Annotated in this window: 16 protein-coding genes; 6 read left to right on the top strand and 10 right to left on the bottom strand. The window is 69.3% G+C overall.

Annotation, left to right across the window (positions count from 1 at the left end; genetic code table 11):
* Positions 1 to 350: 350 nt before the first annotated feature.
* Both UXQ13_RS10065 and UXQ13_RS10060 read right to left on the bottom strand, forming a co-directional pair.
* Complete coding sequence (locus UXQ13_RS10065) at positions 351 to 1,043, bottom strand: ABC transporter ATP-binding protein (protein WP_225235897.1); 693 nt, start codon at positions 1,041 to 1,043, stop codon at positions 351 to 353.
* Positions 1,040 to 2,122 carry an ABC transporter permease gene (locus tag UXQ13_RS10060; RefSeq protein WP_225235896.1) on the bottom strand — a complete coding sequence of 361 codons (1,083 nt, stop codon included), beginning with the start codon at positions 2,120 to 2,122 and terminating at the stop codon, positions 1,040 to 1,042. The genes UXQ13_RS10065 and UXQ13_RS10060 overlap by 4 nt, the downstream gene beginning before the upstream one ends.
* Positions 2,123 to 2,268: 146 nt before the next feature.
* On the opposite strand from UXQ13_RS10060, the gene UXQ13_RS10055 reads away from it, so the two are divergent.
* Together UXQ13_RS10055 and UXQ13_RS10050 are read left to right on the top strand one after the other, a co-directional pair.
* Positions 2,269 to 3,444, top strand: coding sequence for a sensor histidine kinase (locus tag UXQ13_RS10055; RefSeq protein ID WP_225235895.1), 1,176 nt, complete (start codon positions 2,269 to 2,271; stop codon positions 3,442 to 3,444).
* On the top strand, positions 3,441 to 4,061 hold the full coding sequence (locus tag UXQ13_RS10050; protein ID WP_225235894.1) for a response regulator: 621 nt from the start codon (positions 3,441 to 3,443) through the stop codon (positions 4,059 to 4,061). Before UXQ13_RS10055 ends, UXQ13_RS10050 begins: the two co-directional genes overlap by 4 nt.
* 218 nt (positions 4,062 to 4,279) lie before the next feature.
* On the opposite strand, the gene UXQ13_RS10045 is transcribed toward UXQ13_RS10050, so the two are convergent.
* Together UXQ13_RS10045 and UXQ13_RS10040 are read right to left on the bottom strand one after the other, a co-directional pair.
* The gene (locus UXQ13_RS10045; RefSeq protein WP_225235893.1) at positions 4,280 to 5,254 is read right to left on the bottom strand and encodes a universal stress protein; all 975 of its coding nucleotides are present in this window, start codon (positions 5,252 to 5,254) and stop codon (positions 4,280 to 4,282) included.
* Positions 5,251 to 6,231 carry a slipin family protein gene (locus UXQ13_RS10040; protein ID WP_225236115.1) on the bottom strand — a complete coding sequence of 327 codons (981 nt, stop codon included), beginning with the start codon at positions 6,229 to 6,231 and terminating at the stop codon, positions 5,251 to 5,253. Before UXQ13_RS10040 ends, UXQ13_RS10045 begins: the two co-directional genes overlap by 4 nt.
* 301 nt (positions 6,232 to 6,532) lie before the next feature.
* Here UXQ13_RS10040 and UXQ13_RS10035 point away from each other — a divergent pair, with 301 nt between their 5' ends.
* Together UXQ13_RS10035 and UXQ13_RS10030 are read left to right on the top strand one after the other, a co-directional pair.
* Positions 6,533 to 7,003 (top strand): MarR family winged helix-turn-helix transcriptional regulator, encoded by a 471-nt coding sequence (locus UXQ13_RS10035; RefSeq protein ID WP_225235892.1) that lies wholly within the window; start codon positions 6,533 to 6,535, stop codon positions 7,001 to 7,003.
* 605 nt (positions 7,004 to 7,608) lie between these two features.
* Complete coding sequence (locus UXQ13_RS10030; protein ID WP_225235891.1) at positions 7,609 to 7,902, top strand: hypothetical protein; 294 nt, start codon at positions 7,609 to 7,611, stop codon at positions 7,900 to 7,902.
* Between the two features lie 45 nt (positions 7,903 to 7,947).
* Here the strand turns inward: UXQ13_RS10030 and UXQ13_RS10025 are convergent, their stop codons facing one another.
* Positions 7,948 to 8,718, bottom strand: coding sequence for a sulfite exporter TauE/SafE family protein (locus tag UXQ13_RS10025; RefSeq protein WP_225235890.1), 771 nt, complete (start codon positions 8,716 to 8,718; stop codon positions 7,948 to 7,950).
* Entirely contained in the window at positions 8,715 to 9,116 is a 402-nt protein-coding gene (locus UXQ13_RS23640; protein WP_225236114.1) for a helix-turn-helix domain-containing protein, read from the bottom strand. Before UXQ13_RS23640 ends, UXQ13_RS10025 begins: the two co-directional genes overlap by 4 nt.
* A gap of 289 nt (positions 9,117 to 9,405) precedes the next feature.
* Between UXQ13_RS23640 and UXQ13_RS10020 the strand changes: the two genes are divergently transcribed.
* Positions 9,406 to 10,686 (top strand): IS256 family transposase, encoded by a 1,281-nt coding sequence (locus UXQ13_RS10020; RefSeq protein ID WP_225235889.1) that lies wholly within the window; start codon positions 9,406 to 9,408, stop codon positions 10,684 to 10,686.
* A gap of 274 nt (positions 10,687 to 10,960) precedes the next feature.
* On the opposite strand, the gene UXQ13_RS10015 is transcribed toward UXQ13_RS10020, so the two are convergent.
* The 4 genes from UXQ13_RS10015 to UXQ13_RS10005 form a co-directional block, all read right to left on the bottom strand.
* Positions 10,961 to 11,407 carry an STAS domain-containing protein gene (locus UXQ13_RS10015; protein WP_225235888.1) on the bottom strand — a complete coding sequence of 149 codons (447 nt, stop codon included), beginning with the start codon at positions 11,405 to 11,407 and terminating at the stop codon, positions 10,961 to 10,963.
* Positions 11,408 to 11,720: 313 nt separating this feature from the next.
* Positions 11,721 to 13,001, bottom strand: coding sequence for an NAD(P)/FAD-dependent oxidoreductase (locus UXQ13_RS10010; RefSeq protein WP_225235887.1), 1,281 nt, complete (start codon positions 12,999 to 13,001; stop codon positions 11,721 to 11,723).
* A gap of 177 nt (positions 13,002 to 13,178) precedes the next feature.
* Positions 13,179 to 13,499 (bottom strand): TraR/DksA family transcriptional regulator, encoded by a 321-nt coding sequence (locus UXQ13_RS23635; RefSeq protein ID WP_225235886.1) that lies wholly within the window; start codon positions 13,497 to 13,499, stop codon positions 13,179 to 13,181.
* 715 nt (positions 13,500 to 14,214) lie between these two features.
* The gene (locus tag UXQ13_RS10005) at positions 14,215 to 14,985 is read right to left on the bottom strand and encodes a glucose 1-dehydrogenase (RefSeq protein WP_225235885.1); all 771 of its coding nucleotides are present in this window, start codon (positions 14,983 to 14,985) and stop codon (positions 14,215 to 14,217) included.
* Positions 14,986 to 15,154: 169 nt separating this feature from the next.
* On the opposite strand from UXQ13_RS10005, the gene UXQ13_RS10000 reads away from it, so the two are divergent.
* The gene (locus UXQ13_RS10000) at positions 15,155 to 16,939 is read left to right on the top strand and encodes a glycoside hydrolase family 15 protein (protein WP_225235884.1); all 1,785 of its coding nucleotides are present in this window, start codon (positions 15,155 to 15,157) and stop codon (positions 16,937 to 16,939) included.
* Positions 16,940 to 16,951: the final 12 nt, after the last annotated feature.

Genomic DNA, 16,951 nt, shown 5'->3' with positions numbered 1-16,951 from the left:
CCGTAAGCCGGGGAGGGGTTTCATGTCCTTCACTGTATTGCCCTCGGGTGCTCCGCCACCGAATTCGCGGGGTCTCATCCCCGACCGTGCGGCCGCGCCCACTGGTCTCGATGACAGCAGCTAATTCGCCGGTGACAATGGGGATGCCCGTTCCCGGTTAGTCGGCTCGGGTCTGATCGGTCCGACAGGTGCTGACCCGGCGGGGTTGATCACCCACGTAGGGGTGGTTGAGTCGAAGGCGCTCGGCCCTGGTCGTCGGTCGTTTAATGGGGAGGTCATCAGCGCGGATCGGGGTGTCCGGGCTATCACGGCCATGGCCGTGGGCAGCTTGGAGCCGCGCCGGAACCCGATCAGGCCAGGACTGTGTCGGAGTGGCTGGCGCGCCCGTCGTTGATGGTGGTCACTGTGTCGAGTGCGTCCGCGTGTGCGAGGTCGTGGGTAATCAGCATTGTGGCGGTGCCGCGCTCATGGGTGAGCCGGTGGATCAGACCCATGATGTCGCTGCCGCGCTGGTGGTCCAGTGCGCTGGTGGGTTCATCGACGAGAAGTGCTGACGGGGCGTGCACAAGGGCTCGCGCGATGGCGATGCGCTGGCGCTGCCCGCCGGAGAGCTGCCCGGGTCGTTTGTGGGCGTGGGCGGTGAGCCCGACTGCGTCGAGCAGATCGTCTGCTCGCCGGTGCACCGTCATGCGATGCCGGCGTCCTCGGTCTCCTAGTTCGGCCATGACGAGCAATTGCTCCCGTGCGGTCAGAGAGGGGAGGAGGTTGGGCTGCTGGAAGACGATGCCGATCTGCTCACGTCGCAACGCGGCCGCCTGCGTCGGGGTGAGGGCGGCAGCGTCGACGTCGTCGATCCACACGTGTCCGGTGTCGGGGCGGATCAGGGTCGCTGCAACAGCCAAGAGGGAGGACTTGCCGGACCCGGACGGGCCGGTGATTCCGGTGACTTTGCCGTCGGGGGCGGTCAGGGACACGTCGTCCACGGCGATCAGGCGCGAGTCGCCGTCGGGAAAGGTCAGCGTGACGTCCTGCAGGTTGATCATCGAATGCTCCCCAGGGCGGTGAGGGGGTCGGCGGAGGTCACGGTGCGCAGGGCGAATGCGCCGCCGGCCAGACCCAGAACGGTCATGACGAGGGCTGGCAGGAGTGTGGTGAGCGGGCTGAGGAGAAACGGCAGGGCACCGTCGATGGCCATGCCCACGCCGACTACCACGGCGAGGCCCAGGCCGATGCCGGCTGCTAGGACGACTAGCGACTGTCCTAGCGCATCCCGGATGAGGGAACCGGTGGAGGCGCCGAGGGCCTTGAGGACGGCGATGTCACCGGCGCGTTGCATCGTCCACACGGTGAAGAAGGCCCCGACGACCAGCGCGGAAACTCCAAAGAGCATCGCGATCATCAGGGCGAGCGAGCCGATCTCGGATTGGAACGTCTCGAGCGCAGTCAGGCTCAGCAAGGGTGTGTTCACCGAGGTGTGGGTTGCGGCCGCGACTGAGTCCCACGCCGGTGAGCCAGCTACCGCCAAGACCGTGGGTAGGCCGTCCCCGCCGAGGTTGCGGTCGACTTCGGCCCACGATGTTGGTGTCAAGACGACCGCGGGGGTGTGGCTGTACCAGAGGTCGGCCCCGATGGCCGCCACCCGGTAGGTGCCGTCGCCGACGGCAACGCTGTCTCCCACGCCCACATCGAGGTCGATCGCCGCCTGGGCCGACAGGCCCACCTCATCGTCGCCGGCCGGTGCTAGGTCGGCCACGGGCGAGGCAGAAGATCCGTGTGGAAGACCAAAGAAGGCGACCGGGACCGCAGTGGGGGACGGCGCTGCTGCTGCCCGACCCTGGACGATGCCGATCGGGGTGGCCCGCTGCACTCCCGGGGCGGTGCGCCATGCCTGCTCGATGGTCTGGTCGATCGCGGAGGTTGAGAACGACGGCCGGCCTTCGGCCGGCTGTTGGAGAACGAGCCGGTCGCCGGGCAAGGCCAAGACGGCGGAGACGTTCTGGGCGGCCAGTCCGCCGGTGAGCCCGGCCAGGAACCCGACCAGCACGGTGATCAGTGCGACGACGGAGGCGATGAGGACGAACCGTCCGCGGGCGTGGCGCAGGTCGCGCCAGGCGACGAACACAGGTTTCCTTTCTGCGCCGCAGAACTTCCGCGGCGCAGTCCCAGCCTGGCTGTCGCGACCTCGTTCTTCATCGCCGTTCCGATTGGTCCTGCGGTCATACTTTCCGACGATTCGGTAGCCATGCAGTCGCCGTAGGCTGACCAGACATGCCGCACAGCACGCTGACCCCCGTCTTCGTGGGGCTCCGCAGCGGATTGCACGTGCTGTTCGCTGCTCTGCTTTCCCTCGTCGTCGTCCGCACCCTCCTCGCAGGCGATGCGGTGCTGATGACGCTGGCTCTCGCACTCGCGTTCGCGTGTTGCTACGCCGCCGGTGCGGGCATCGCACGCTTGCCCGGGCGGCACAGGGCACAGGCTGGCGCCGCGTGGGTCGCCGCATTGTCCCTTCTCTGGGTCGCTTTGCTGATCGTGATCCCTGAGGCCGCCTACCTGGCGTTTCCCCTGTTCTTCTTGTACCTACATGTCCTGCCTGGTGCCGTCGGGCCGATCACGGTCGCCGTGGCGACCGCGGTCGCGGTGATCGCGCTGGGGTTGCACGGCCACTTCACCGTGGGTGGGGTGGTGGGTCCCGTTGTCGGTGCCGGGGTCGCGCTGCTGGTCGGTCTGGGATACGGAGCCCTCGAGCGGGAGGCCGCCGAACGCGAGGAGCTGCTCACCGACTTGTTGGCGACCCGCGGGCGATTGGCTGCAACTGAGCACCAGCAAGGTGTCCTGGCCGAGCGGGCGCGGCTGGCCCGAGACATCCACGACACCGTCGCCCAGGGGTTGTCCAGCATCCAGATGCTGCTGCACGCCGCTGAGCGCGCCGATGAAGGCAGGCCGGGCCTGGACCACATACGGCTCGCTCGCGCTACCGCAGCCGATGGTCTGGCCGACACGCGCCGATTCATCCGCGAGCTGGCGCCTCCTGCTTTGGACCGCGGACTGGCGGCGGCTCTCCACCGCCTGGGCAGACTGTGGGAACGGGACGGAATACACGTGTCGGTCACCGCCCCGCCGGAGGACAGACCCCTGTCGATGGAGACGCAGACGGCACTGCTGCGTATCGCGCAAGGTGCGGTCGCCAACGCCGTCCAGCACGCCGGCGCCTCTACCATCGAGCTAAGGCTCACCGTCACGGGAGGAACCGCTCGCCTCGACGTCGTCGATGACGGGATCGGCTTCGACCGAGCAGTCGAGCGTGACCGAGCCGGCACATCGGACTCCTTCGGGTTGCGCGCCATGTCCGAGCGGGCGGATCAACTCGGGGGTCGGCTCCACATCGACAGCACGCCCGGCAGGGGAACGACCATCACGGTGGAGCTGGAGGTGACCGAGCCGTGATCCGTCTCGTCATCGCCGATGACCACCCCGTCGTACGGGCGGGCCTTCGGGCGCTGCTGGCATCCGCGGACGACATCGCCGTGGTCGCCGAAGCCGCCACCCCCCACGATGCGGTGAGCCTCGCCGAACGCCTGGCCCCCGACCTGGTCCTCATGGACCTTCAGTTCGGGGAGGGCGCCACCGGTGCCCAAGCCACCCGGCTCATCCGGGCGCTGGCGGCACCGGTACATGTGCTGGTGCTCACCAACTACGACAGCGACGGAGACATCCTCGCCGCCATCGAAGCCGGCGCCAGCGGGTACCTGCTCAAAGACGCCCCCCCAGAGCAGCTCCTCGCCGCGGTCCGCGCGGCAGCAGCCGGGGAGAGCGCACTGGCTCCCGTCATAGCCGACCGTTTGATGGCGCGGATGCGGGCCCCCCAGGTCAGCCTGTCCGGCCGCGAGATCGAGGTGTTGATATTGGTTGCCGACGGCGCCTCCAACGCAGACGTCGCTGCGCGGCTGCACATCACCGACGCGACCGTGAAAACCCACCTCGGCCACATCTTCACCAAACTCGGGGTGTCCTCCCGGACCGCGGCTGTGTCGCGCGCCCAATCCCTGGGCATCCTCCGCTGAGCAGGCGCTTCGGCCTCCGCTCCTGGGGTCTGGGGACGTGACGGCAGCAGGCCAGTGAAGGCATCGGGGTTGGCTGGCCGCTCCCCGGGCGCTGCCGCCCGCCGAAGCAACCCCGGGAACTCATCGTGAGCCTCAGCCAACCTCGTGGATAGCTCTGCCGCCTTCGGCGCGGCGCCCGGCACCGCACGAATTATCGCGCTTCTTGAGGTGACTGCTACCTATTGGTGGGCCTGTGAGGCTTTCGGGTCGTCGATGAACCGGAAGAGACGACGTTGGGGCGGTTGGACGTCGAGGTGGAGTGGTGGGGCGACGAGTGAGGGGCAGGTGGCTTTTCGCAACACTCGATGGGTTGGGCCAGTCGAGTGGCCGGTGAGGGTGTGCTGGCGTGTGCCGATCACCAGGAGGGCCGCGCCGCGGGTGGCCGACAGCAGCACTGAGGCGGGGTCGCCCTGCTCGATGCGCAGCCGCACCGGTACGTCTGGGTAGCGAGCGACCCATGGCTCGACCGCCAGCTGACACCACCGACTGGCATGTTCCTGGGCGTCCTCCGCCGAGCCGCATACCCCTTCCATGTCGGCCGGGCTGTCGGTGGTCACCACGCAGACCACGTCTAGTGGCAAACACCGCCTCCGGGCCGCTGGGAAAGCTAGCTGCAGTGCGCTCCCCAGGGTGGTCACGTCGGCGCTCACGACGACGTAGGGGCTCGGCCCGGGTGATTCGTTCCCGGTGCTGGGGACGGTCAGCCGGGTCGCCCCCACAACGGCCAGGGGGCAGGTGACCGTGGCGGTGAGCCGCCGGAGGGTCGACCAGTGTGTCCACCGCCGGGAGCGGGGGCGGCCGCCTTCGCCGATCACGAGCAGTTCCGCCCCGCGGCTGTGCCGGTGCAGTGCTCGCACGACGGGCCCGTTGACCACGTCCATGGTCACGTCGAGGTCGGATGCCACAGCCCACGCGGCCAAGGTGGCCTGCTGGAGCAGCTCGTGGGCAACGCCGTGGGCGTGAACCGCGGCGTCGGTGGCGCCGCCGTCTAGGGCAAGCGGGGCCAAGGCCAGGGATCCGGGCAGGACGTGAACGATGCGCAGGTCCGCGCGCCGGGCAGAGGCCTCCGCGGCGGCCCACTGCACCTGTGCCAGGGAGCGATCGCTAAGGCCGACAGCAACGACCACCGTCGGTGCGGGCGCGTGTCGGGTCATGTCTGGTCTGCGTGTGCACCGAAGGCGGCCGCGGCGGCGGGCGGGGGAACCAGCGCGGGGAATGCAGGCGCGAGGACTGGAGCCTGTTTCGGCGGTGCTCCCGTGGCCTCGTCGACCGTCCCGGACTCGGGCCTGGAGTCGACGGGTGCAGTGACCGGGGCGTCAGGTGCTCGGCCGGGCGCCGACGGCTCCGCGACGCCGGAGGGGCCTGGTTGGGCCGAGTCGCCGCCGGCGGTGGACCGCTCCAGGAAGCGCAGCAGTTCTACGGGGAAGGGCAGCACCAGAGTGGAGTTCTTTTCCGAGGCGACCTCCACGACGGTTTGCAACAGCCGCAGCTGCAGGGCCGCAGGATGCTCGGCCATGACCTCCGCGGCCTGGGCCAGCTTCGCCGATGCCTGCAGCTCACCCTCGGCGATGATCACCCGGGAGCGGCGTTCCCGCTCGGCCTCGGCCTGTCTGGACATCGAACGCTTCATGGTCTCGGGCAGGGCCACGTCCTTGATCTCGACCCTGTCGATGTGCACGCCCCAGTCCACGGCGGGACTGTCGATCATCAACTCCAGGCCCTGGTTGAGCCGTTCCCTGTTGGACAGCAGGTCATCAAGGTCGCTCTTGCCGATGACCGAGCGGAGCGAAGCCTGTGCTACCTGGGCGATCGCCGCCGTGTAGTTCTGCACGTCGACGGTGACCCGCATCGGGTCCAGCACTCGGAAATAGACCACGGCGTCCACCCGGACGGTGACGTTGTCTCGGGTAATTCCCTCTTGGGCGGGAACCGGCATCGTGACGATCTGCATGTTGACTTTGTGCAGGCGGTCTACGAGTGGCATCAGCATGGCCACGCCCGGCTGACGGATCTCCTGCTGAGCCTTGCCGAGCCGGAAGACGATGCCACGCTGGTACTGGGTCACGACGCGGACGCTGGAACCGAGCAGGACCAGCAAAGCCAGCAGTACGCCCACCAGCAGATAGCCCATCACGACGAGGACCCCGGCGTCCGTCGGCCGGCTGTGTTGCGCACTGGGTCGGCGTCCTCCGGCCACGCCTCAGCAACCTCGCTACCTACCGGCGTGGCGCCTCCAGGCGGCGGCCAGCACCGGAACCGATCGTCCAGAGCACCGATGCCGTGGCGTTCACGTTCACTGAGCACGACCGACCTCCTCAGGTGGCCACACCTCGGACCGCGGTATGCGGCCGTGACAGAAGTATCGTAACACGATACTGTCGTGGAATGGGCTTCCACGAGGGACTGAGTTGATGGAGGACGGGGGGACCGCAGTGGCCGACGCGGACACCGCAGTGGCCGACGCGGACACCGGTGCGCTGTCCGATGCAGTGTCGAGTCGGGCTGCTCTGCGGAAGCAGGACTTCGAGGCACTGGCCCGCTTCCGGTCGGGGATTCGCCGCTACCTGCGATTCAGTGAGTTGACCGTCCGCCAGCACGGGATCACCCCGCAGCAATACCAGCTGATGCTGGCGGTCAAGGGTTTCCCAGGCCGGGAATGGGCGGTGGTCCGAGAGCTCGCCGACGCGCTTCAGTTGCGGCATCACAGCGTCGTAGAACTGGTCAACCGCGCCCAGGTGGAAGGACTGGTGCAGCGCACACCAGACCCCGACGACGCCCGCGCGGTCCGTGTCACCCTCACCGCGGTAGGTGAGCAGACCCTCGGTCGTCTCAGCGCGCTGCACTGGGATGAGCTGCGCCGGATGGATGAGGTGTTGCAGCTGCCGGGAAGGCAGCGAACATGACCGCCCACACGCCTGCCACCACGGCCACCAGTGGGCCGGTGCCATCGCTGGGCACACCGTCTTCAGAAGGGAACATCGTGGACGAGGATCTCGGCGGGGATGCCGCCTGCTGGCTGGCCCTGGTGTGCCCCGGTTGTGGGGCGATGGCTGATGCCTCACCCGCGTCGGTGTGTCCGCGCTGCGGCATGGATCGTGACCAAGACGCTGACAGCAGCTGGGTGAGGAAGCCCTGGGACACCGGGCACGCCGCTGCCGCGACGAGCCGGCAGTGACGATGACACGTCGCCACCGGAGGGCCGGTGAGTGGACCTACACCCAGACCGTGAACCCAGAAACAGCGACCATCGTGGTCACCGGGCGGGTGGACCACGTCTCCCTGGACCTGCTTTGCGCCACAGTGGAGCAGCTCCACAACAACGGGTGCGGGGTGGTCACCGTGACCCTGAGTGGCGCCGCCGACATCCAGGCAGGCACCGTCGACGCTCTGACGGGCCTCCTGGCCCTCCTGGGTCACCCGTCTGCGGACCTAGTCGTCAACTAGCCCGCCGGTGGCGGGGGAGAAGCGTGCGCCGCGTAGCGGGCACGCTCACCGGAAGATGCCTGAAATGACCGTTCCGTTCTCAATCGAAACGCAGCCAGACGCCTCGCTCCTGGTAACTCTGCAGGATGACGAGGATCCAGTGCAGTCCTGGATCCAGGTGACCGATCAGGTGTGCGCGCAGCTGGGCGCCACGGAAGCAAGCCGTCACGCGCTGGTCGAGCGAACGGTCCGCTTTCTCCTGCTCCACCAAGCGCCCGCTGACTTCCCGTCCCTGGTGGACTTGGAGGACGTGCTCGCCGCCTACCCCGAGTCCGCCGCCATCTTGGGAGATGCAGCCGCCGAGGGCCCCATCGGCTGACCAGATGGTGAGCCTCTCTTTAACGCTGACCGACGCACCGACCGCTCACGCGAAGAGGGCCAGGTATACCGCGGCCAAGACACCGAAACTTGCGATGAACCACCGCAAGGGAGTCACCGGCAGCCGGGTCGCCACCTTGGCGCCCAGGAAACCACCCAGTAGTCCCGCCGGCGCGCATACGGCGATGAACACCCACGAGACCGGTCCGAAGAGGCCGAACACCAGCGCGGTCACTGTTGCGGTGACCAGCGACAGGACGGTCTTGACGGCGTTGGCCACCTTGAGGTTCCCCAAGCCCAAGCCGAGCAGGCCCAACAAGATGACGCCCAGCGCACCGCCGAAGTAGCCGCCGTAGACGGTGCCAGCGAAGACCGTCACGTACAACCACCGGGGGTCGCGGTCATCGCCGCCGGTCCGGGCCGAAGCCAGCCGGCGGCCGAGCCAGGGTTGTGCTGCCAGCAGCAGGCTGGCCAGCAGGACCAGCGCGGGCACCAGCACGTCGAAGGCACTCGAGGGCGTGGTCAGCAGCAGGCCGGCGCCCACGGTGCCGCCCCACAGAGCCACCATCGACAGGTGGATCAGCCGTCTGCGCTGCCCGGTGAACGATCCCCGGAACCCCACCACGCCCCCGGCGTAGCCCGGCCACTGCGCCACGCTGTTGGTTACGTTCGCGGCCACCGTGGGCAATCCCAGGCCTACCAAGGTGGGGAACAGGATGAGCGAACCTCCACCTGCGACGGAGTTCAACGCACCGGCGCAGACGGCGACGGCAGCCGCCGCGGCGAGGTTCGCCCCGGAGGCGATGTCGACGATCATCCCTGCACCTTCCTGGCGCCCAGGGTTGTGCCCGCTGGTGCGGTGGCCGCAGGCGATGGGGGGTGCTGGGGGGACCGGGCGACCGCAGTGGTGCGTCGTCGTGGGCCTGAGCCGTCGCGTTCTGGGCGCGGGCCGGGAGTGCGCGGGCTGTCGGGAGGCGGCTGGTGTCCTGTAGCGGGCTCCAGGAACCGGGCCAGGTGCCCATGCAGGGGATAGGCGTGCCCAGGCCGGTCGGCGGCAAGGCAGCGGCGGGAGTCCCGGAAGGCCAGGACGTCGCTGAGGTGCAGGCGGCGGTGGCTGGCGAGCCGCTGGTAGGGCAGGCATCCAGCGTCCAGCATCCGCACCACTGTCGGGCGGCTGACGCCCAGCAGACGCGCTGCGACCTCGGTGGTCACCATGGGCGCGGTGGCGATCGCGGTGACCGCGGAACCCGTCGCGAGCAGCTCGCACACAGCGGCCAGCGCCGTGACCGCCGCCGGGGGTAGGGGCACCCGCCGACCGTGCACCTCGATCATCCATCGGCCGCAAGTTACGTCCCACGGAGTGGTGTAGATCCCGGAGCCGCCCCGGTGATCGTCTCGCTCGTCGTCGTGACCGATGACGGGAAGATGATCAAGTTGTGGCGGCCATCGCGCGATGGTCAGTGAGACCCGCTTCAAGGAACTCACCAGAAGGACACAACGCGCGATGACCTCCGACCAGTCTGCCCTGCTCACCCTGCTCGCGGAACTGCACGACACGACCGAGTCCGACCGGGTTTGGCGGATCGCCGAACACGCCTACCAGCAGCTCATCGACGCCGAGGCAGCCCACACCATCGGCGCCGACCGCTACGAGCGCACCCACGACCGGGTCGCGGTGCGCAACGGGACCCGGCCCAAGACGCTGGCCACCACCGCGGGGGACCTGCAGCTGCAGATCCCCAAGCTGCGGGCGGGATCGTTCTACCCCAGCCTGCTCGAGCGTCGCCGCCGGGTCGACGTGGCCCTCTACGCCGTGATCGCCGAGGCCTACGTGCACGGGGTGTCGACCCGCAAGGTCGACGACCTGATCCAGGCCCTGGGTGCGGCATCGGGCATCAGCAAGTCCCAGGTGTCGCGGATCTGCGCCGACCTCGACATCGAAGTCGCCGCGTTCCGGGACCGGCCGCTGGGCGAGCAGCCCTACCCGTACGTGTTCCTGGACGCCACCTACTGCAAGGCCCGCGTCGGGCACCGGGTGGTGTCCCGGGCGGTGGTCATCGCTACCGGCGTCACCGCATCCGGTCACCGCGAGGTCCTCGGCGTCGACGTCGGGGACTCCGAGGACGAGGCGTTCTGGAAGGCGTTCCTCACCGGCCTCAAGCGCCGCGGGCTGGGTGGGGTGCAGCTGGTCATCTCCGACGCCCATGAAGGCCTGAAGAAGGCAATCGCGGCTGCCATGTCGGGAGCGTCGTGGCAGCGCTGCCGGGTGCACTTCGCCCGCAACCTGCTCGCCCACGTCCCCAAGACCGACGGGGAGGTCATCACCGCCGCCTACCGCACCGTTTTCGCCCAACCCACCGCGCACGGGGTGGCCGCCCAGTGGGACTCCGTCGCCGCCACCCTGGCCGCCAGCCACCCCAAGGTGTCCGCCGTCATGGACGCAGCCCGCGAAGACGTCCTGGCCTTCGCTGGCTTCCCGACCGCGCACTGGCGCAAGATCTGGTCCACCAACCCCTTGGAGCGGCTGAACAAGGAGATCAAGCGCCGCACCGACGTCGTCGGGGTCTTCCCCAACGACGCAGCCCTGCTGCGCCTGACCACCTGCGTGCTCATCGAGGCCCACGACGAATGGGCCGCCGGCGACCGCCGCTACCTCGCTGAGGCCTCCATGACCGCACTCGTCGACCGCCCCACGCCGCCTCCGGCGGCCATCGGCGCACCCGTCGCCGACCCCGCCACATCACCCATCCAGGGAATCGACACCGGAGCCGCCATCCCAGCATGATCAACCGAAGCTGACCCAGCACGGTGCCAACGATTTACACCACTCCACGGGGCGTGACCTCGGCCGCACCCATCGGGCCGGCAGCCGGCCTGGTCTGTCAACGCCGATGCCAGGACGTGCAGCTGAGCCTGCTCGACTGCGGTGGTGACTGCGGGGAAGGCAAGGTGGTGAGCTGCGCCAGAGGCAGCAGTCCTGGCCCTTCCGCTTAATGTTGGAGCATCTTGGGCGGTGTCGGGGTCGTGTCGATCGGTGCCGCGGACTGCTCGGGCGCGCGTCATCGGGCACCGAGCTGGGTGAGCCGCAGCCTTGGGGCGGCGGCGACGGCCGTCATGGGCCGCGCCTGCCCGGGCACTTTCGGCCGAGGCCACATGCCTGGCTCGGCCCTCGACTCCGGGGCTAGCAACCTCAGCAACCCGGTCAGCTGCAGTGGCCGCATCAACGCTCGCTGGCCGCGGTGGCTGACCACCATGCGCACACCCCGGGCCCGGCTCCGACGGTCGGCCATGGCCAGGCAGGTCGCGCCTGCGGCGCCCATGAAGTTGATCCCGCACAGGTTCACGATCAGTGTCTGCAAGCCGCGGCGTCGCAAGGCGATCATGATCGCGGCCCGTAGCAGCGGCGCGGAGTAGGCGTCGACTTCGCCGACGGCCTTGACCACCACCCGCCCGCTGTCGTCCATCGGCAGGACGACCACCTCCAACAGCAGGTCGGGGGAGGGCAAGGGACCAAGCAGTGAGGACGTACGCATGAGATGCCTCCAGCGCAGCGCGCAGTGAAGACCCGCGCCATGAGACGCAGGACGAGGACGAGACAAGTGGGTCGCCGCTGGCCTAGCGCCAACGTTCGAGGAGACCGTTGCGGTTCGCGTGCGGCAGCCCGCATGTCCTGGCGCCGGCGGGGTCGGTCCCGCCGGGTTGTGCTCGGCGTGGTGAACCGCCCGACGACGGGAACCGGTGTGGGACGTGTGGACACCTGTGCGGGGTGCCAGCTGCGGTCGAGCCGGGCCAGGACTGGGTGACGTGTGCGCGCAGGGCTCAGCGCAACGGGTCGAACGCCTCCAGGCCCGCCGCTGGTTGACCTTTGACTAGGGATTCGGCCATGACCAGCCCGGTGACCGGACCCAAGGTGATCCCCCACATGCCGTGCCCTCCGGCGACATGGATGCGGGGGCAGCTAGTGGCACCGATCAACGGAAGGCCGTCGGCCGTGCACGGCCGGGACCCCACCCATTCACTACGCCGGTCGTCCAGGTCGGCACCGGTGAGCAGCGGTTGCACCGCGTCGACGATGGCACGGATCCGGCGGGGGTCCAGTGCTGCGTCGGGTTGGCGGAACTCCATCATCCCGGCCACCCGCAGCCGACCGCCCAGCGGCGTACAGGCCACCCGCTGCTCAGGGAAGTACAGCGGCCCAGCCGGTACCTGCTCGACCGGGACACTGAAGCTGTACCCGCGGCCGGCCTGCAACGGCTGGCGGACGCCGAAGCGCCGGACCAGTCGCGGCAACTCCGCGCCAGTAGCCACCACGCAGGCATCAAAGCGCTGCTCGCCCGACGGGGTCTGCACCACCACCCCGCCCGGCTGCGCTACCAGGTCGGTGACGGGGACGCCCTCGACGAGATGGCCGCCGCGATGGACCACCGACTGCGCCAATGACCGCAAGAACTCCGGGGGATGGATATACCGCTGCCCGTGCAGCTGCACCGCTGCGCCGATCTCCCGGGACAGCATGGGCTGCATCGCGCGGGCCTGGTCTCCGGTCAATGCCGTTGCCTGCACATCGGGTTGACCGGCGCTAGCCAGGTGCTTGACCTCTCGGAGTAGTGCGTCCCTGCCGGCTGTGGTGCGGTAAGCGGCCAGGAACGGCTCGGCCTCGTGGGTCGGGGCCTGAACACCGCCGTCGGCGAGCACATCGAAGGCATCCAGCGCCCAGCGGTTCAGCGACACCAAACCAGCCATCCCGGCTCGCCACTGCGCGGACGTGCTGGCGCGCAGGAAGCCGGCCATGAACCGGGCCAGACCCCAATCGGCACGCAACGGCACGAACACCGGAGACCGGCGATCCAGCACTGCCCGGATGCCGTACCGCAGCATCGCCGGCTCAGGCAGCGGGGCCACCAGGCTCGGCGTCAGCCACCCCGCGTTGCCCCACGAGGCGCCCCCACCAGCACCGGCCTTGTCATAGACAGTGACCTGCACGCCGTTGTCCTGCAAGAACCAAGCCGTGGACAAGCCCACCACGCCCGCACCGATGACCGCCACATGGTCAGGGCGGATCGACTGCCCGGCATCTCCCACAACAGAAACGTCTTTCATGAGACGCCCTTTCTGACACGAAAAAGGAGCACCGTCGGCCACGACACCGGCCAGGCCATAACAAGTGCATGAGGACAGGCCCGATCAACCGACGCACGTGAATTCAGCGACCGGTGCGGCCAGCGCTCTAGAATGGTGCGGGACACTCAGTGGTCCGCACGAGATAAAGTGATGCGGCTAGCTGCAGGCCACGCACGTAGGGGTGTAAGGCCGAATTTCCAGCCGCTCACCAGGAATAGCCCGCCCGCATCGCAGGCACGCCCCGAACGTGCCTGCAGTGAGCCGCTCCAAAGCTTGAGAGATCTGCTCCAGGGTGCTCCCGACAGAGGCGCGCCGAGCCCTCAGCACGGTGTCCAACGGTGCCTGTCCCAAAGCCTCAGCCGTGGAACGGGCCTCCTCCAGGCATCGTGCCCGCTGCTTCTCCAGCACCGTCCGATACGGCTCCCACCCGGTATCGGGCGGGCCTACGGGCGCAGTGACATCATCGATTGCGGACATAGCAAACTCCCGGTGCAAGCAGAAACAGACGCACTGCCGGTCCGGCGATGCGTCAAGGACTGTCGCGACTCCCGTACGGGAGTCAGGAGATACGCGGCGGGGCCCTGTCTACGCTGCGACGAAGAATGTCCAAACCGCGCAGACCGCGAGCCTCAAGGCTCGCTGCGAGCGCCTCCTGGCCGCAGCCGGAGATGACGCTGACCGCGACATCCGACGTCGCGAGCGAAGCAGGGCGGACAATTCGAGCTGGGAAACCGCCGGGAGGTGCGCTCAAATCAGTCTCATTCTGGAGCATATGCACCTCCTGGTTCGTCATCGTTGCTACGGAGAAACGGAACTGTACCTCGCGTCCTCGGCCCAGGTCAAAAAGCCGGGTGCAGCGAGGCGGCTTGACGGTGGACCGTCATGGGTGAGTGCTTCCATCCCCCGGACCCGGGGCATACGGATGCTTTGACATCTTTGGAGAACGTGGGGGACCGCTCCGCGGCCGATGGCTGGGTACCGACTTCCGCTGGCCGCTCACATCGCGGGTGAGCGGCCCCCCGTGCGCGTCCACCCGGCTGCGGCGAGGCAACCGATTCCTGCGCTACCGTGACATCTGTGATAATCCAGCGAGACTGTCGCTCAAGAAGTTGCAAATTGGCCGAAGGCTCGACGTAGAACGTCAGCACCGGCGCTTCTTCGCCACCGCGGACAACAGGTGACGGTCTGACCTCTAGAGGCCGACGCTGCCTTGCATGATTCCGCCGTCGATGAACACGGTGGTGGCGGTCATGTAGGAGGCCTTGCCGGAGGCGAGGAAGACGACCATGTCGGCGATCTCCTCCGGGGCGGCCATCCGGCCGACGGGGATGGCCTGCTGCAGGGCGTGCATCTTGTCCGGGTCGGCCATCGTGCCGGCGTTGATCGGCGTCTGCACCGCGCCCGGGGCGATGTTGACCACCCGGATGCCGTGCTCGCCCAGCTCCACCCCGGCGGTGCGGGTGGGCATCCGGGTGCCGCCCTTGCTCACGCAGTAGGCCACGTTGCCGGGCATCGGCCACTCCTCGTGCACGGAGGAGATGTTGAGGACCAGCCCGGGAGTGCCCTGGGCGATGAACTGCTTGGCCGCGACCTGGGTGCCGAAGAAGGCGCTCTTCAGGTTCACGTCCAGCACCTTCTGGTAGTCCTCCTCGGTGGTGTCCAGGATCGACGTCCTGGTCTCGATCCCGGCGTTGTTGACCAGCACGTCCAGCCGGCCGAAGGTGTCCACCGCGGTCTGCACCATCCTGCGCAGGTCGGCCGGCTTGCTGACGTCGGCCTCCACCCCGACGGCCCTGCCCCCGGCCGCCTCGATGGTGGAGATCATCTTCTCGGTGGCGTCCTCGTGGGCCACGTAGTCGATCACGATGTCGGCGCCCTCCGCGGCCGCGGCGACGACGATCGCCGCCCCGATCCCGCTGTTGCCGCCGGTGACGATCAGGGTCTTGCCGTCGAGGATGGGCACGAGGGACTCCGTTCACGACGGTCGGGGCGACCGCTGGCCGGGCGCGCGGACGACGCCCGGCGCCCAGCTACCCGGTGTGCGGGGCGCCATGCCGGTCCCGGGCGGACTGCCAGGCAACGTCCAGCCGCCGGGTGGTTTCCCCCGCCCGTCGCGAGCCGACCCTGCACCCATGCCCCGCATCGAGGACTACGCCCTGCTCGGCGACCTGCAGACCGCCGCGCTGGTGAGCACTGAGGGGTCGATCGACTGGCTGTGCTTCCCGCGGTTCGACTCGCCCGCCTGCTTCGCCGCGCTGCTGGACACCCCGGACGCGGGCCGCTGGCTGCTCGCCCCGGCCGGCGGCGGGGTGTGCACCAGCCGCCGGTACCGCGGCGACACCCTCGTGCTCGAGACGACCTGGACGACGCCCGACGGCGAGGTCCGCGTCGTCGACTTCATGCCACCACGGGGGACCGCACCCGACGTCGTCCGGATGGTGGAGGGCGTGTCCGGGACCGTGGACATGCGGGGGGAGCTGAGGATCCGGTTCGACTACGGCCGGGTGGTGCCCTGGGTGCGGCACCGCGAGGGCCAGGTCCAGGCGCTGGCCGGTCCGGACGCGCTCTGGTTGCGTACCTCAGCGCCGGTCGTCGGCCACGAGTGGGCGTCGGTCTCGGAGTTCACCGTGCGCGCCGGTGAGCGGGTGCCGTTCGTGCTCACCTGGACCCCCGGGCACGAACCGGCCCCCACCCCGGTCGACGCGGAGGAGGCGCTCAGGGGCACCGTCGACTTCTGGGAGGACTGGGTGGCCGGCGGCGACCGGGTGGGTGGCCGGTACGCCCCGGCGGTCACCCGCTCGCTGATCACCCTCAAGGCGCTGACCTACGCACCGACCGGGGGCATCGTCGCCGCCCCGACGACGTCGCTGCCCGAGCAGCTGGGCGGCCCGCGCAACTGGGACTACCGGTACAGCTGGTTGCGGGACTCGACCTACACGCTGCAGGCGCTGCTGGCCGCCGGTCACACGGCGGAGGCGGGGGCGTGGCGGGACTGGTTGCTCCGGGCGGTGGCCGGCAAGCCGGCGGACCTGCAGATCATGTACGGCATCGACGGCACCCGGCGGTTGCCGGAGCTGGAGCTGCCCTGGTTGAGCGGCTACGAGGGCTCGACCCCGGTGCGCACCGGCAACGCAGCGGCCGACCAGCTGCAGCTCGACGTCTGGGGGGAGGTCCTCGACGGCCTGCACCTGGCCCGGGAGGCTTCTCTGGCCCCCACCGAGGCGGCCTGGGACCTGCAGACCGCACTGATGGAGCACCTGGCGGACCGCTGGCGCGAACCGGACAACGGGTTGTGGGAGATGCGCGGCGCCCGGCGGCACTTCGTGCACTCCAAGGTCATGTGCTGGGTGGCCGCCGACCGCATGGTCCGCGGCGCCCGCGCGTACGACCTGCCCGGCCCGGTCGACCGGTGGGAGGAGCTGCGGGACACCATCCACGCCGAGGTGCTGGAGAAGGGGGTGGTCGACGGCCGGTTCGTGCAGTCCTACGGCTCGACCGACCTCGACGCCGCCCTGCTGCTGATCCCGCGGGTCGGCTTCCTGCCCGGTGACGACCCCCGGGTCGTCGCGACCGTCGACGCCGTCCTGCGAGAGCTCACGTCGGACGGACTGGTGCTGCGCTACCGCAACGCCTCGGCCGACGACGGCCTGCCCGGCGGCGAGGGGGTCTTCCTGGCCTGCTCGTTCTGGCTGGTCGACGCCCTGCACGGGGCCGGCCGGCGGGACGAGGCCGAGGCGTTGTTCGAGCGGCTCCTCGGCTGCCGCAACGACCTGGGGCTGCTGTCGGAGGAGTGGGACCCTGCCACCGGGCGGCAGCTCGGCAACGTCCCGCAGGCGTTCAGCCACTTCGCCCTGGTGGTCAGCGCCGTCCAGCTCGCCGCCGGGGCACCCGGGCGCAGCGACCGGCCGCTGGCCTGACCGTGGAGTCCT

The sequence above is a fragment of the Klenkia terrae genome, assembly GCF_037083865.1.
In the GTDB taxonomy this organism is placed as follows: Bacteria; Actinomycetota; Actinomycetes; order Mycobacteriales; family Geodermatophilaceae; genus Klenkia; species Klenkia terrae.
Note: the sequence above shows the minus strand (reverse complement) of the source record. Positions and strands in the feature narration are given on the sequence as shown.

What these genes read in the sequence shown, in the direction of transcription:
- UXQ13_RS10055 (WP_225235895.1), top strand. Translation starts at nt 2,269, where the DNA reads ATGCCGCACAGCACGCTGACCCCCGTCTTCGTGGGGCTCCGCAGCGGA.
- UXQ13_RS10040 (WP_225236115.1), bottom strand. Translation starts at nt 6,231, where the DNA reads ATGGGCTATCTGCTGGTGGGCGTACTGCTGGCTTTGCTGGTCCTGCTC.
- UXQ13_RS10000 (WP_225235884.1), top strand. Translation starts at nt 15,155, where the DNA reads ATGCCCCGCATCGAGGACTACGCCCTGCTCGGCGACCTGCAGACCGCC.
- UXQ13_RS10045 (WP_225235893.1), bottom strand. Translation starts at nt 5,254, where the DNA reads ATGACCCGACACGCGCCCGCACCGACGGTGGTCGTTGCTGTCGGCCTT.
- UXQ13_RS10030 (WP_225235891.1), top strand. Translation starts at nt 7,609, where the DNA reads ATGACCGTTCCGTTCTCAATCGAAACGCAGCCAGACGCCTCGCTCCTG.
- UXQ13_RS10065 (WP_225235897.1), bottom strand. Translation starts at nt 1,043, where the DNA reads ATGATCAACCTGCAGGACGTCACGCTGACCTTTCCCGACGGCGACTCG.
- UXQ13_RS23635 (WP_225235886.1), bottom strand. Translation starts at nt 13,499, where the DNA reads ATGTCCGCAATCGATGATGTCACTGCGCCCGTAGGCCCGCCCGATACC.
- UXQ13_RS23640 (WP_225236114.1), bottom strand. Translation starts at nt 9,116, where the DNA reads ATGGTGACCACCGAGGTCGCAGCGCGTCTGCTGGGCGTCAGCCGCCCG.
- UXQ13_RS10025 (WP_225235890.1), bottom strand. Translation starts at nt 8,718, where the DNA reads ATGATCGTCGACATCGCCTCCGGGGCGAACCTCGCCGCGGCGGCTGCC.
- UXQ13_RS10020 (WP_225235889.1), top strand. Translation starts at nt 9,406, where the DNA reads ATGACCTCCGACCAGTCTGCCCTGCTCACCCTGCTCGCGGAACTGCAC.
- UXQ13_RS10010 (WP_225235887.1), bottom strand. Translation starts at nt 13,001, where the DNA reads ATGAAAGACGTTTCTGTTGTGGGAGATGCCGGGCAGTCGATCCGCCCT.